Here is a 12,878-nt window from a genome sequence, read left to right on the forward strand (position 1 = left end):
GCACAGGAGATCCCATGAACGCACCCGCCCGTCCGGTCCCGTTGCTGGAGCAGTTCGACCAGGCGCGCGAACGGCTCACCGGACGGCTCTCGGGCCCGTCCGTGGACAGCGGCAACGGCACGGACGTGGAGGCCGGCGCTGACCGGCGAGGAGTACCGGTGGGAAGGATCGCGCTGCTGCGGGACCTCTACCGCGTACGGGGGGCCTGGCCTGACGGACCGTGCCCCCACCGCCCGGTCCGGGTTCAGTGCGGTGGCATCCCGCGCTGCCTGCGCAGGTCGGCGACCCGCCGGTAGAGGTCCACCGCCTCCGTGCTGCGGCCGAGCTGTTCCAGGCAGTGCGCCTCGTCGTTGCGGCCGGCGAGGGTGTCGGGGTGGTCGGCGCCCAGCACCCGCTCCCGGATCTCGGCGACCGCACGGTAGTCGGTGAGCGCCTCGGCCCAGCGGCCCAGCCAGCCCAGCCCCACGGCCACCTCTCGACGGCTGACCAGAGTGTCGGGGTGGTCGGGGCCCAGGGTGCGTTCCCGGATCGCGCAGACCTCGCGTGACTCCTCGAGCGCCTCCTCCCAGCGCGCCATCCGCCCCAGGTTGACGCCGAGCCCGTGCCGGGCGCGCAGCGTCTCGGGGTCGGTGGGACCGGCGGCCCGGGTGCGGTCCTCGACCAGGGCACGGTAGAGCTCCAGCGCCTCGGCGCTGCGGCCCAGCCTGCCGAGGCTGATGCCCACCTCGTAACGCGCGGCCAGGGTGTCGGGGTGATCGGGGCCGAGGGCTGCGGCGCGGCCCTGCGCCACGTCACGGTAGGTCTGCAGGGCCTCGGTCCAGCGGTCCAGGCGGCCGAGTGTGTACGCCACCTCGTAGAGCGTGACCAGGGTGTCCGGGTGCGTCGCGCCGAGCAGGCGGCCGCGGGCCGCCGCGACCTCCCGGGCCATACGGTACGAGTCCTCCAGGCGGCCGAGCCTGCTCAGGTTGAAGGCGAGGTTGTGGCGGCAGCGCAGGGTGTCGGGGTGGTCCGGCCCCATGGAGCGCTCCCGCGAGGCGAGCACCGAGGCATAGACGTGGTGGGCCTCGAAGTGACGGCCGAGCTGGCCGAGGACGTACGCCGTCTCCTGCCGGGCCGCGAGGGTCTCGGGGTGGTCGGGGCCCAGGGTGCGCTCGCGGCCGTCCGCGACCCGGGCGAACTCGCGCAGCGCGTCAGCGGCCCGTCCGGTGCGGCTGAGGGTGAATCCGACCTCGTACCTGCTGGCGAGGGTGTCGGGGTGGTCGGGGCCGAGGGCGCGTTCGCGTTCGGTGGCGACCGCCCGGTGTACCTCGCCGGCCTCCTCCCAGTGCCCCAGCCGTCCCAGATCGAGTCCGGCGCCGTGCCGGCCGGCCAGGGTGGCGAGCAGTTCGGGCGGCGGGGCGGGGCGGCCCCCGGACGGAAGTTCACGGACGCGAACGTGACCGGTCCCTGCGGTCCACGCCCCGGTCAGCGCGGCCGCGTGGTCGACGGCGGCGGTGCCCGCGTACGACGCGCCGGTCGCCTTGTGACCGGTGGTCATGTCCCGGGTCCAGAAGGGCAGCCGGGGCGTGCCGCCGCCGGTGCGCTGGGCCGGGGCGGGAGGGGCGAGTTGGAGCCGCCCCGTCTCCTTCCGCTCACCGGTGCGTCCGAGTGCGATGCGCTGCCGCAGGTCGCCCGCGTCGGCCGGCCGCTCCCCGGGCGTCTTGGCCAGCAGGTCCAGGACGACCTTGTCGAAGAACCCCGGGAGTTCGGCGCGGTGGGTGCGCAGCGGCTCGGGAGGGGTGTCGCGGTGTCCGACGAGCACGGCCCAGGCGTCGTCCATGTCGAACGGCGGTACGCCCGTGGCGATTTCGTACAGCACACAGCCCAGCGAGTAGAGGTCGCTGCGGTGGTCGACCTCCCCGCCGCTTATCTGCTCGGGCGACATGTAGTGCGGGGTTCCCATGGCGATGCCGGTACCGGTGAGACGCGAGGTGAAGCCGATGTCGTGGCCGAGCCTGGCGATGCCGAAGTCGCAGATCTTCACGGCACCGTCGTCGAGCCGCATGATGTTCGCGGGCTTGAGGTCGCGGTGCACGATGCCCTGCTGGTGGGTGTAGCCGAGGGCGTCGGCGACCTGGTCCGCGATGTCCACGACGTCGGCCACCGGCAGCGGGTGCTGCTTGTTGTCCTCCAGGAGCTGGCTGAGATTGCGTCCTTCCAGGAGCTCCATGACGAGGTAGAGCACGCCGTCCGACTCGCCGAAGTCGTGGACGACGGTGACGCCACGGTGCTGGAGGGCCGCGGCCACCCGCGCCTCCCGGCGGAAGCGCTCGCGCAGTATGCGGGTGAAGGCCTGGTCGTGCTGCGGCCCCATGGGTTTCAGACACTTGACCGCCACCTGCCGGCCCAGCGATTCGTCGCGCGCGCGCCACACCTCGCCCATGCCTCCGCGCCCGATCAGATCGAGCAGCCGGTACCGGCTCTGGATCAGCCTGGTGTCCGCCATCGCCTGTTGTCGCCCCCGTTTGCTTCGCTGCCCGCTATCGCCGCTGCGCCCTCCCCGGCCCGTCCAGTATGGCTGCCCGTCTGCGGAGTTTGTACGGGGCGGGTCGGCTCCCGGGGCCGAGGCGTGCCATCGCCTTCACAATGTGGCCGGGCGGCAGTTGCCAACGGAGGCGGGCGGGGACGGAGCGCAGGACGGTTCCCGTGGCGCGCAGGCGGCGGTCGACCGCTGCCGGGGGCGGTGCGGCCCTCCCGTACAGCTCATGGGCGTACGCGGGCAGGGAGTCGTAGGCGAGTGCGGCGACGCGTCGCCAGAGGAGGGCGCGCGCCGGGGCCAGCAGGGCGGGCACCGGCGGGTCGCGCAGGAAGTCGTCGACGTCCGACGCCTCCCGGCCTGCGGCGAGCTGGGGCCTGACCTGTTCGAAGTAGGCGGCCAGGGCAGCGGTCGTGGCGGGGACGTCGGAGGGGTCGAGACCGACGAGGCGGGCGGCCTCCCGCTGTTCGTCGACGTAACGGTCGGCCTGGGAGTCGCCGACCGGGAAACCGGAGCGGCGTTCGACCTGGAGGTAGGAATCGACCTCGGCGCAGTGCACCCAGAGCAGCAGCTGGGGTTCGTCGATGCCGTAGATCTCGCCGGTCACCGGGTCGGTGGCCTTGAGGAGCCGGTGGATCCTGCGCACGCGCGCCCCGGCCTTCTCGGCGTCGCGTGTGGTGTCGTAGGTGAGGGTGCCGACGAAATCGGCCGTACGCAGCAGGCGGCCCCAGGCGTCCTGGCGGAAGTCGCTGTTCTGCATGACGCCGCGCACGGCGCGGGGGTGGAGCGCCTGGAGATAGAGGGCGCGGATGCCGGCCACCCACATCATGGGGTCCCCGTGCATCTGCCAGGTGACGGAGCCTGGGCCGAACAGTCCCGGGTCCCGGTCGTTCATCGGCTCGTGCCTTCCGTTCGGCGGGGGCCGGGCTCTCGGGCCGGGCGCGGTCGTACCGGGAAGATCATGACTCGTAGGATGACGTCCCCGCGCAGTTACATGCATACCGCAGGCGCGTACGTTCCGGGGAGGGGTGGGGCTGTGTCTGTGTCCAGGTGGGGACTGGTGGTGGAACAGAACCTGGGGTTCGGGCGGCAGGGGCGGATGTGGTCGGTCGACGTGATGGACCACGTGGAGGGAACGCGTGAGGACGCGCTCAGGGCTCTGAGGGCGCGGGCCGAACGCTTCGAGCCCGTCCATCCGACCACCCGGAAACGCCGGACGCTGTACCGCGAGGCGGAGGGGTTCCTGCTGGTCGTCGAGGGGGTCTGGCAGCCCTTCCACTGCCGGTTCACCGTGGCCGAGCAGCTGTACGACAGCGCGGCGCCCGAGCCCGCCGCGGAGCCGCCTGGCTCCCCGGTGGAAGAGCGGGAGGAGCCCGGCGTGAGCGGGCACGCGCCGCCGGAGGCGAAGCTCCCGCAGCCGGACCCCGGACCACCGCCCGCCTGGGACGCGCAGGTGCCCGAGGTGCCGTCCTGGCTCGGCCGGGACGACCTCCCCTGACGTGGTTCAGCGCTTGACGGCCCGCAGGACCACGAACTTGGGGTCGCCCGCGACGGTGACGCAGTTGCCGAAGATCCGGCGCAGCTGGGTGTGGTAGCCGAGGTGCCGGTTGCCGACGACCCAGAGCTCCCCGCCCTGGCGCAGCGCGGCACGCGCTCCGTGGAACATGTTCCTGGCCGTGGCGTCGGTGACCGCCTGGTGCGAGTGGAACGGCGGGTTGCAGAGGACCAGGTCCACGCTCGTCCGGGGCACGTCCGCCATTCCGTCGCCGACCATGAATTCGGCCTTGGCGTCCGCCCCCGCGTTGTCGTGGAAGGTCGCCTCGGCGGAGGCGACGGCCTGGTACGACTCGTCGACGAAGGTGACCGTGGCGTCGGGGTTGGCGAGCGCCGCCGACGTCCCCAGGACGCCGTTTCCGCAGCCGAGGTCGACGACGCGGTCGGGCCCCGTCCGGTTCGGCAGGTGCTTCAGGAAGAAGCGGGTGCCGACGTCCAGCCGTTCGGCGCAGAAGATCCCGGCGTGATTGGTGACCGTGCGGCCGGAGACCACGCCGACGTCGTCGGGCAGCTGGTAGCGGTGGGGCCAGGGGCTGGGCGTCCTGGGCAGGGACGGGTCGGGGGTGCAGAAGATGAGACGCGCCTTCTTCACCGCGAGGGAGGTGCGGGTGGGGCCGATGATCCGCTCGAACAGCTTGAGGGTGGAGGTGTGGATCTCCTTCACCATGCCGGTACCGATGACGACGGTCCCCGCGTGCACGGCGGGCGCGAGCCTGTGGAGCTGGTCCTCCAGGAGCGCGAGGCTCTTGGGGACCCGCACGAGCAGCAGGTCGACGCGGTCCGGCGGGGTGTCGCGGACCGACAGCATGCGCACCGAGTCCGGAGCGGCGCCGTTGCGCGCCAGGTTGGCCTGGGTGGCCCGGAGGGCGAGGTACGAGTCGGTGATCTGGACGGGGCTGTGCGCGGCCAGCACGGTGGCGAGGGCGCCCCAGCGGTCGCCGACGACGGCCACGGTGCCGGACGGACGGACGGGTTCGCTGCCCTCCGCCCCCTCCAGCCGCCGCAGCAGGTACTCGTCGGCGGCGTCCCACGCACGGAACGGATCGCGCGGGTTCTCGGGAAAGCGGGCGAGATCGAATTCGCCCTGTGACGTCGTCAAACGGTTCATATTGCGTTCAGGCTAACCGAGTGGCGGGGAGCGCTCCGCACGCTCCCCGCCGCCGGGGTGGTCCCAGGGGTTCTACGGGAGCCGTTTGTCCATGGCGGAGCGGCCTTCCTCGGACAGCCTGCGCTGTGCCCACTCCAAGTTCTCGGGGGTCAGATCCCGCCCGGAGGCGAGCACCAGATCCTCGGCGGTGGGCTGATCGCCGCCCCCGGTGTGCAGCAGACGGTCAGGGGTCACCCCCCGCACTTCCGGTACGGATACGGATTCGGACTCTTCGCTCATACCGCCTCCTCGTCCTTGCGGCAATTCTCGCGCCGGGGCGACATCCCCGCATCCGATGCCCCGGCACGGCCGGAAAAGCTGTCACTTGACCTGCACATGATGAATACGCAACGTTCACACGACCGGCACCGTGCGTGTGGAAGGCTCCCGACCGAGCAGCCAACGTCCGGCCGTCACGACAGCGTTCCGCCATCCGGAGAGGACACCCCACATGTCCAGTCGTCGCCGTTTCTACGCGCGTCCACTACTCGCCACAGCCGCATCGATCGTCGTACTCACAGGCGTCGCGGCCACCGCGCCCGCCGCGACCCCCACGGCCGGCGGATCGTCTCCCGCGGCCGCCGCTCTCGACGACACCTACTACCAGGACGCCCTCGGCAAGACGGGCACCGCCCTCAAGAGCTCCCTGCACTCGATCATCAGCGAGCAGACCACGCTCTCCTACAGCCAGGTGTGGGACGCGCTCAAGGCGACCGACGAGGACCCCGCCGACTCGTCCAACGTGATCCTCCTCTACACCGGCCGCTCCCAGTCCAAGAGTGAGAACGGGGGCGACACCGGCGACTGGAACCGTGAGCACGTCTGGGCCAAGTCCCACGGCGACTTCGGAACGGCGACCGGCCCCGGCACCGACATCCACCACCTGCGCCCCGAGGACGTCCAGGTCAACTCCACCCGCGGCAACAAGGACTTCGACAACGGCGGCAGCGCGGTCTCCGGGGCGCCCGGCAACTACACCGACGGTGACTCCTTCGAACCGCGCGACGCGGTCAAGGGCGATGTCGCCCGGATGATCCTCTACATGGCGGTGCGGTACGAGGGCGACGACTCCTTCGCCGACCTGGAGCCGAACGACAGCGTCAGCAACGGGTCGGCCCCGAACATCGGGCGGCTCTCCGTGCTGAAGCAGTGGAGCCAGGAGGACCCGCCGGACAGCTTCGAGCAGAACCGCAACGAGGTGATATTCGACCGGTTCCAGCACAACCGGAACCCGTTCATCGACCACCCCGAGTGGGTCGAGGCCATCTGGTAGAGAGCCGGCAAGGAGCTCAACGGGCTCCGCCGGTCACGCGCGGGGCCGCCCGCACGGCGGCTCGGGCGTGACCGGCTCCGCCGCGGTGGTCCCGGACGGGCTGCCGAAGCGGCCGGAGCTCGCCGGCGTACGGACACCGGTGGTCTACGGGCACAAGCGCAAGACCGTCGTCGGGCCGATGTGGGGCAGCCCCCCGCCGGGAGGGCCCGTCCGGTCAGCCCGGTCCGGCCATGGCCCGCGCACCGTGCTCGACGGCCTCTTCGCGGGAGGCGAAGCGCGGCAGGTCCTGGCCGGTCCGCTCCCGGACCTGATCCGGCGGGCCCAGCCGGTCACCCGGGTCGACGACGGCCGCGCGCCGCCCCTCCCTGGCGAGCCGGGACAGGCCGGCGTGCAGCAGTGCGAGGGCGAGGGAGTCGGCGCCGGTCACCTCCCGCAGGTCGAGCACCACCGCACCGGCCCCCTCCCGGCCCGACTCGTCCATGGCGTACAGCACCCGCTCGGCGGCGGTGAAGTCGAGGGCCCCCTGAGCGGCGACGACACCCACGCGCTCGCGCAGCGCGCGCTCCCGCCGGCCGGAGGGCGCCGAGGGGAGCACATCGGCGGTGGTGACCAGCGTGACGGTGGAGCCGGGCAGCGCCGGGTTCCTCATGAGGTGGAGACCGAGGCGTTCGGAGAGTTCGCCGAGCGCCGCCCGGCCGCGCACCGACGTGCCCGCCGCGTCGAGCGGGGGGCTGTAGGCGGACAGGCCGAAGCGGGCCGGTCCGGCGGCGATCAGCCCGCCGGACACGCCGCTCTTGGCGGGCAGCCCGACTCTCAGCAGCCAGTCGCCGGAGCCGTCGTACATCCCGCAGGTGGCCATGACCGCGAGGACCTGCGCCGCGACCTCGGGGGACACGACCCTCTCCCCGGTGACCGGGTTGACACCGCCGTGCGCCAGCGTGGCGGCCATCACGGCCAGGTCGAGGGCGGTGACCCGCACCGCGCACTGCCGGAAGTAGGTGTCCGCCGCGGCCACCGGGTCGACGGGCAGGGTCCCCGTGCTGCGGATGAGGTAGGCGAGCGCCCGGTTGCGGTCCCCGGTCGCGGCCTCGGAGCCGTACACGTCCTCGTCGACGTCAAGCCTCCGTCCGGCGAACCGGCTCAGGCAGGTCAGGATGCGCTCGAAGGCGGGCGCCTCGCGGCTGTCGGGGACCAGGGCGGTGGTGACGATGGCGCCGGCGTTGACCATCGCGTTGGCCGGCCGGCCGGTGCCGGGTTCCAGGCTGATGGCGTTGAATGCCTCACCGCTCGGTTCGGCGCCCACCCAGCGGCCCACCTCTTCGAGACCGAGGGAGGCGAGGGCGAGGGCGTAGACGAAGGGTTTGGAGACCGACTGCAGGGTGAAAGGGGTGCCCGCCGCACCCGCGCTGTAGGAGTGCCCGTCCATGCTGACGAGGGCGAGACCGAAGTCGTCGGGATCCGACCTGGCCAACTCCGGGATATAGGTGGCGCACCGCCCTTCGCGTACGGCGGCGAAGCGTCCGTGGAGCTCGCGCAGCGCGTCCGTGACGGCCTCTGAGGCACTCATCGGGGTCCCGCCGGATGCCGGCCGGGGCGTCCGGCGGGGGGCCCGAGGCGATGCCCCCGCGTCGTCATTCCGCTTCGTCGCCGAAGATCTCGCGGAGCCTGGCCTCACGCTCCGCGTCGAGGTTGCTGTGGAGCAGTTCGGCGCCGCCGCCGGGCAGCGACTCGCTGATGCGGCTGGGCACCTCGTCCAGGGTGAGCAGGAAGAGCGCAGAGGTCCCCGGCGTCACCTTCTGCTTGACCTCGGCGATGAACTCGTCGTCGATGCCCACGTCCGCGAGTCTTCCGCCGAGCGCACCGGCGGCTGCTCCGACGGCCGCGCCCAGCAGGGGCATCAGGAAGATGAGCCCGAAAAGCATGCCCCAGAAGGTGCCGCTCAGCGCGCCCGCGCCGACGAGGTTGATCAACTGCTTGGTCTTCGGCTTGGAACGCCCGGCCGGCCAGGTCACGACCGCGGCGTCGAGGATCCTGACCAGTCCTTCCTTCTGGAGGGACTTCAGAGCGGTCTCCACACTCTCCGCGGCTTCGGCCGTCCGGAACTTCCACACCGTGAGCGTGGACATCGCATCTACCTCCGAAAACACAGGGAATAATTCGCCCATATTAGGATCAAAAGGTATGAATTGACTCGTTGAACGACCGCTCCGCACCGAGGGGCGGCTCCAGCACCGCGGACCCCGAACCCTCCGGGAGGGAACGATGGATACGGACGCCCTGACGCCCGGCCTGCTGCAGGAACTTCGCGCGACCAGGCCCTATCCGGCTGTGTCGCTGACGATGCCGACCCACCGACGCGCGCCGGACAACACCCAGGACGCCGTACGGCTGCGGAACCTCGTGACCGAGGCCGGCAACCGGCTGGACGCGGACCCCCGGGTGACGCATGAGACACGGAAGGCCGTGAAGGCCCAGCTGGACCGTGCGGCCGCCGACGTCGACCAGCGACGCGCCCTGGAATCACTGGTCGTCCTGGCCGACACGGACGGCTACCAGATCTGGCAGCTGCCGCGCACGGCCCCCGAGCGGGTGGTCCTGAGCGACTCCTACCTCACCCGTAACCTCGTCGCGGCGAAGGCGGGAGCGGACCTGTTCTGGGTCCTCACCGTCTCGGCCGAACACGCCGCGCTCTGGTCGGGGACGAACGAGGTGCTGCGCCCGGAGGACCGGCACGGATTCCCGCTGAGCCCCCCGCACGAGAACTTCGACCCGGAGCGCCAGGCCCGGAGCGGCGGCGCCCCGAGCCTCTACTCCAGCGAGGACACGCGCAGCTTCTTCCGCACGGTCGACGGCAAGCTGCGCGGCGTGCTGGCGGCGGACCCCCGGCCGCTGTTCCTGGTCGGACTCCCGCAGGCGCTCTCCCTGCTGGAGGACGTCGGCGAGTGCGCGAAGTCGGCCGCCTGCAAGGTCCCGAAGGGAACGACGGCGGAAACGACCGCGCCCGAGCTGGCCGGCGAGCTGAAGGCGGCACTGGACGACTGGCGCCGGCAGTCGGACGCCGCCGTCCGGGACAGGCTCGACACGGCCCGCGGCGCCAAGTCCTTCACCAGCGGCCTCGACGAGGTCTGGACAGCCGCCAGGGAGAGCCGCGTGGCCCTCGTGGCGGTCGAGGAGCACTTCCAGCAGACGGTCAGGGTCACCGACAGCCACCTGCGGCCCGTGGACCCCTCGGAGGTCGCGCCGGAGGATGAAGGGGTCCGCGAGGACATCGTTGACGAACTCGTCGAGACGGTCCTGGACAACGGAGGCGAAGTGGTGTTCGTGGCCGACGACTCCCTCGCCGGCCACGGCCGGATCGCAGCGGCTCTGCGCTTCTGACCGCGTGTCCCTGCGTGATGATTATGTGAATTTTGTCTAGGTTTGGCGCTCCGAAGTCGATCTCACCGCGTTGATCCCTCTGATCACGTCGTGCACGAAGGAGAGCCATTCATGGACCGATTCAGGCGCGCATCGGCGGCGGCCCTGCTCACAGCGGTGGCACTGGCCGGAGCGGTGGGCGGGGCCGTGGCGTCGTCCGGGGTCCCCGCCCCGCCGTCCGGGGAACGCGCGCACGACCTGGCGGCGCGTCCGGCCCTCTCCGCGCACGCGACCGCCCGCACCGTGACGGCGTGGGAGGAGTTCCGCGTCCACGGCTCCGCCCGCAACGTCGGCGCCGGGACCCCGGTCACCCTCCAGCAGAAGCAGGGCGAGCGCTGGGTGTCCCTGCCCGCCACGGTGAGGACCGCCCGCAGCGGCGAGTACACCCTCCGCGTGAAACTGGGCATCAGGGGCGAGAACGCCCTTCGGATCGTCGGCGGCGGCGCCGTCTCGCCCGTCGTCCGCACGATCGTGCACTGAGCCCGCGCGTGAACGCACTCCGGCCGGCCCGCGAGGAAACGGGCCGGCCGGAGTCGTCAACGGGGCCCACCGCCCCACGCGGTCAGCTCTCCCAGGTCCAGTCGGCCACCTCGGGCAGGTCCGTTCCGTGCTCCCGGATCCAGTCGTGGTGGCGGGTGCGTACGTCCGCCATGGCCTGCCGGACGGCGACCGCGCGGACCCCCAGACCGGGCACCCGGTCGACCACGTCCATGACGAGCCGGTAGCGGTCCAGGTCGTTGCGGACCACCATGTCGAACGGCGTGGTGGTGGTCCCCTCCTCCTTGTAGCCCCGGACGTGCAGATGAGCGTGGCCCGCTCGCCGGTAGGCGAGCCGGTGCACCAGCCAGGGATAGCCGTGGTAGGCGAAGATCACGGGCTTGTCCCGGGTGAAGAGGGAGTCGTACTCCGCGTCCGGCATGCCGTGCGGGTGCTCCTCGTGAGGCAGCAGCCGCGTCATGTCGACCACGTTGACCACACGCACGGCGAGCTCCGGGAGGTGGCGCCGCAGCAGCCCGGCCGCGGCCATCGTCTCCAGCGTGGGTACGTCGCCGGCGCAGGCCAGCACGACGTCGGGCTCGCGGCTGCCGTCCTCGGTGCCCGCCCAGTCCCACACCCCGGCCCCCCGGGCGCAGTGCGCGCGCGCCTCGTCCAGGGTGAGCCAGTCGAAGCCTGGCTGCTTGCCGGCGACGATCACGTTGACGTAGTCGCGGCTGCGCAGCACATGGTCGGCGGTGGACAGCAGGGTGTTGGCGTCCGGCGGCAGATAGACCCGGACGACCTCGGGACTCTTGTTGAGGATGTGGTCGACGAACCCCGGGTCCTGGTGCGAGAAGCCGTTGTGATCCTGGCGCCAGACGTGCGAGGTGAGCAGGTAGTTCAGGGATGCGATGGGCGCCCGCCAGTGCAGCCTGCGCGAGGTGCGCAGCCACTTGATGTGCTGGTTGACCATCGAGTCGACGATGTGCGCGAAGGCCTCGTACGAGGAGAACAGCCCGTGCCGTCCGGTGAGGAGGTATCCCTCCAGCCAGCCCTGGCAGAGGTGTTCCGAGAGCACTTCCATCACCCGGCCGTCGCGGGCCAGATGCTCGTCGGTCGCCAGGACCTCCGCCTGCCAGGCCTTGCCGGTTGCCTCGTAGAGCGCGCCCAGGCGGTTGGACTCGGTCTCGTCGGGGCCCACCACGCGGAAGTTCCTGCGGCCGGCGGTGGCCGCCATGACGTCTTCGAGCAGCCCGCCCAGGACACGGGTGGGCTCGTGCAGGGCGGTGCCCGGCTTGTCGACCCGCACCGCGTGGTCCTCCAGCGGAGGGAGCGGCAGATCGCGCAGCAGCAGCCCGCCGTTGGCGTACGGCGTCGAGCCGAGCCGGGCGGTGCCCTCGGGGACGCACTCCAGGACCTGGGCGGTGGGCCGGCCCTCGGAGTCGAAGAGCTCCTCTGGTCGGTAGGAGCGCATCCACTCCTCCAGCTGGCGCAGGTGGCCGGGGTTTTCCCGGACCCCCGGCAGCGGGACCTGGTGAGCGCGCCAGGTGTTCTCCACGGGGAGGCCGTCCACGGCCTCGGGTCCTGTCCAGCCCTTGGGCGTGCGCAGCACGATCATCGGCCAGCGGGGCCGCACGGAGGCGCCCTCGGCGCGGGCCGCTCGCTGGTACTCCCCGATGCGGTCCACGGCGAGGTCCATGGCGGCGGCCAGCGCGCGGTGGACGACGGCGGGCTCGTCGCCCTCGACGTAGACCGGGTCGTGGCCGTATCCGCGCAGGAGCGCGTCGAGTTCGTCCTCGGGCAGCCGGGCGAGCACCGTCGGGTTCGCGATCTTGTATCCGTTGAGATGGAGGATCGGCAGGACGGCGCCGTCGTGGACGGGGTCGAGGAACTTGTTCGAGTGCCAGGACGCGGCCAGCGGCCCGGTCTCCGCCTCTCCGTCCCCGATGACGCAGGCGACGAGCAGCTCCGGATGGTCGAAGGCGGCTCCGTAGGCATGGGTGAGGGCGTATCCCAGCTCACCGCCCTCGTGGATGGAGCCCGGGGTCTCCGGGGCGACGTGGCTGGGCACACCGCCGGGGAAGGAGAACTGCTTGAACAGGGCCCCCATTCCGGCGCGGTCGCGGCTGACATCGGGGTACGTCTGCGAATAGCTGCCCTCCAGCCAGGAGTTGGCGAGGACGGCGGGGCCGCCGTGGCCCGGGCCCCAGACGCAGAGCGCCTGCCGGTTGCGCGCCTTGACGATCCTGTTGAGATGGGTGTGGACCAGGTTCAGCCCGGGCGAGGTGCCCCAGTGGCCGAGGAGTCTCGGTTTGATGTGCTCGGGGGCCAGCGGCTCCTCGAGGAGGGGGTTGGCCATCAGGTAGATCTGGCCGACCGCGAGATAGTTGGCGGCGCGCCAGTGCGCGTCGAGCGCGGCGGTCTCGGTGTCGGACAGGGTGGTCGCCCCGGCCGGCGTTCGGGCTTCGGTCATCAGGCGTCTCCCTGGGGCTTGG

The 12,878-nt window shown here is 71.9% G+C and carries 12 protein-coding genes; 5 read left to right on the forward strand and 7 right to left on the reverse strand.

The window, feature by feature from the left end:
* The first annotated feature begins 14 nt into the window (after positions 1-14).
* Positions 15-296, forward strand: coding sequence for a hypothetical protein (locus tag ACZ32T_RS22985; protein WP_467368688.1), 282 nt, complete (start codon positions 15-17; stop codon positions 294-296).
* On the opposite strand, the gene ACZ32T_RS22990 is transcribed toward ACZ32T_RS22985, so the two are convergent.
* Together ACZ32T_RS22990 and ACZ32T_RS22995 are read right to left on the reverse strand one after the other, a co-directional pair.
* A complete protein-coding gene (locus ACZ32T_RS22990) occupies positions 245-2,485 on the reverse strand; it encodes a serine/threonine-protein kinase (protein ID WP_467368690.1) in 2,241 nt (746 codons plus the stop codon). The genes ACZ32T_RS22985 and ACZ32T_RS22990 overlap by 52 nt on opposite strands.
* 34 nt (positions 2,486-2,519) lie before the next feature.
* Positions 2,520-3,410 (reverse strand): oxygenase MpaB family protein, encoded by an 891-nt coding sequence (locus ACZ32T_RS22995; protein ID WP_467368692.1) that lies wholly within the window; start codon positions 3,408-3,410, stop codon positions 2,520-2,522.
* A gap of 147 nt (positions 3,411-3,557) precedes the next feature.
* On the opposite strand from ACZ32T_RS22995, the gene ACZ32T_RS23000 reads away from it, so the two are divergent.
* Positions 3,558-4,013 carry a hypothetical protein gene (locus ACZ32T_RS23000; RefSeq protein WP_467269113.1) on the forward strand — a complete coding sequence of 152 codons (456 nt, stop codon included), beginning with the start codon at positions 3,558-3,560 and terminating at the stop codon, positions 4,011-4,013.
* Positions 4,014-4,019: 6 nt separating this feature from the next.
* Here ACZ32T_RS23000 and ACZ32T_RS23005 read toward each other — a convergent pair whose 3' ends face one another.
* Together ACZ32T_RS23005 and ACZ32T_RS23010 are read right to left on the reverse strand one after the other, a co-directional pair.
* Positions 4,020-5,177: a methyltransferase gene (locus ACZ32T_RS23005; protein WP_467269112.1), complete on the reverse strand. Its 1,158-nt coding sequence runs from the start codon at positions 5,175-5,177 to the stop codon at positions 4,020-4,022.
* A gap of 72 nt (positions 5,178-5,249) precedes the next feature.
* Complete coding sequence (locus ACZ32T_RS23010; protein WP_467269110.1) at positions 5,250-5,456, reverse strand: hypothetical protein; 207 nt, start codon at positions 5,454-5,456, stop codon at positions 5,250-5,252.
* Positions 5,457-5,667: 211 nt separating this feature from the next.
* Here ACZ32T_RS23010 and ACZ32T_RS23015 point away from each other — a divergent pair, with 211 nt between their 5' ends.
* Complete coding sequence (locus ACZ32T_RS23015; RefSeq protein ID WP_467269108.1) at positions 5,668-6,489, forward strand: endonuclease I family protein; 822 nt, start codon at positions 5,668-5,670, stop codon at positions 6,487-6,489.
* Between the two features lie 214 nt (positions 6,490-6,703).
* On the opposite strand, the gene glsA is transcribed toward ACZ32T_RS23015, so the two are convergent.
* Both glsA and ACZ32T_RS23025 read right to left on the reverse strand, forming a co-directional pair.
* Positions 6,704-8,056 carry a glutaminase A gene (gene glsA, locus ACZ32T_RS23020; RefSeq protein WP_467368694.1) on the reverse strand — a complete coding sequence of 451 codons (1,353 nt, stop codon included), beginning with the start codon at positions 8,054-8,056 and terminating at the stop codon, positions 6,704-6,706.
* A gap of 64 nt (positions 8,057-8,120) precedes the next feature.
* Complete coding sequence (locus tag ACZ32T_RS23025; protein ID WP_467269104.1) at positions 8,121-8,615, reverse strand: DUF1269 domain-containing protein; 495 nt, start codon at positions 8,613-8,615, stop codon at positions 8,121-8,123.
* Positions 8,616-8,751: 136 nt separating this feature from the next.
* Between ACZ32T_RS23025 and ACZ32T_RS23030 the strand changes: the two genes are divergently transcribed.
* On the forward strand, positions 8,752-9,867 hold the full coding sequence (locus ACZ32T_RS23030) for a baeRF3 domain-containing protein (protein WP_467269102.1): 1,116 nt from the start codon (positions 8,752-8,754) through the stop codon (positions 9,865-9,867).
* 111 nt (positions 9,868-9,978) lie between these two features.
* Positions 9,979-10,386 carry a hypothetical protein gene (locus ACZ32T_RS23035; protein WP_467368696.1) on the forward strand — a complete coding sequence of 136 codons (408 nt, stop codon included), beginning with the start codon at positions 9,979-9,981 and terminating at the stop codon, positions 10,384-10,386.
* An 82-nt stretch (positions 10,387-10,468) separates the two neighbouring features.
* Here ACZ32T_RS23035 and ACZ32T_RS23040 read toward each other — a convergent pair whose 3' ends face one another.
* Complete coding sequence (locus ACZ32T_RS23040) at positions 10,469-12,856, reverse strand: phosphoketolase family protein (RefSeq protein WP_467368698.1); 2,388 nt, start codon at positions 12,854-12,856, stop codon at positions 10,469-10,471.
* Positions 12,857-12,878 lie beyond the last annotated feature (22 nt).

Source organism: Streptomyces sp. NPDC023573, assembly GCF_055559735.1.

Excerpts from the sequence above, each read along its gene's own strand:
- ACZ32T_RS23030 (WP_467269102.1), top strand. The coding sequence starts at position 8,752 with ATGGATACGGACGCCCTGACGCCCGGCCTGCTGCAGGAACTTCGCGCG.
- ACZ32T_RS23005 (WP_467269112.1), bottom strand. The coding sequence starts at position 5,177 with ATGAACCGTTTGACGACGTCACAGGGCGAATTCGATCTCGCCCGCTTT.
- ACZ32T_RS22990 (WP_467368690.1), bottom strand. The coding sequence starts at position 2,485 with ATGGCGGACACCAGGCTGATCCAGAGCCGGTACCGGCTGCTCGATCTG.
- ACZ32T_RS23025 (WP_467269104.1), bottom strand. The coding sequence starts at position 8,615 with ATGTCCACGCTCACGGTGTGGAAGTTCCGGACGGCCGAAGCCGCGGAG.
- ACZ32T_RS22995 (WP_467368692.1), bottom strand. The coding sequence starts at position 3,410 with ATGAACGACCGGGACCCGGGACTGTTCGGCCCAGGCTCCGTCACCTGG.
- ACZ32T_RS22985 (WP_467368688.1), top strand. The coding sequence starts at position 15 with ATGAACGCACCCGCCCGTCCGGTCCCGTTGCTGGAGCAGTTCGACCAG.
- ACZ32T_RS23035 (WP_467368696.1), top strand. The coding sequence starts at position 9,979 with ATGGACCGATTCAGGCGCGCATCGGCGGCGGCCCTGCTCACAGCGGTG.
- ACZ32T_RS23040 (WP_467368698.1), bottom strand. The coding sequence starts at position 12,856 with ATGACCGAAGCCCGAACGCCGGCCGGGGCGACCACCCTGTCCGACACC.
- ACZ32T_RS23010 (WP_467269110.1), bottom strand. The coding sequence starts at position 5,456 with ATGAGCGAAGAGTCCGAATCCGTATCCGTACCGGAAGTGCGGGGGGTG.
- glsA (WP_467368694.1), bottom strand. The coding sequence starts at position 8,056 with ATGAGTGCCTCAGAGGCCGTCACGGACGCGCTGCGCGAGCTCCACGGA.
- ACZ32T_RS23015 (WP_467269108.1), top strand. The coding sequence starts at position 5,668 with ATGTCCAGTCGTCGCCGTTTCTACGCGCGTCCACTACTCGCCACAGCC.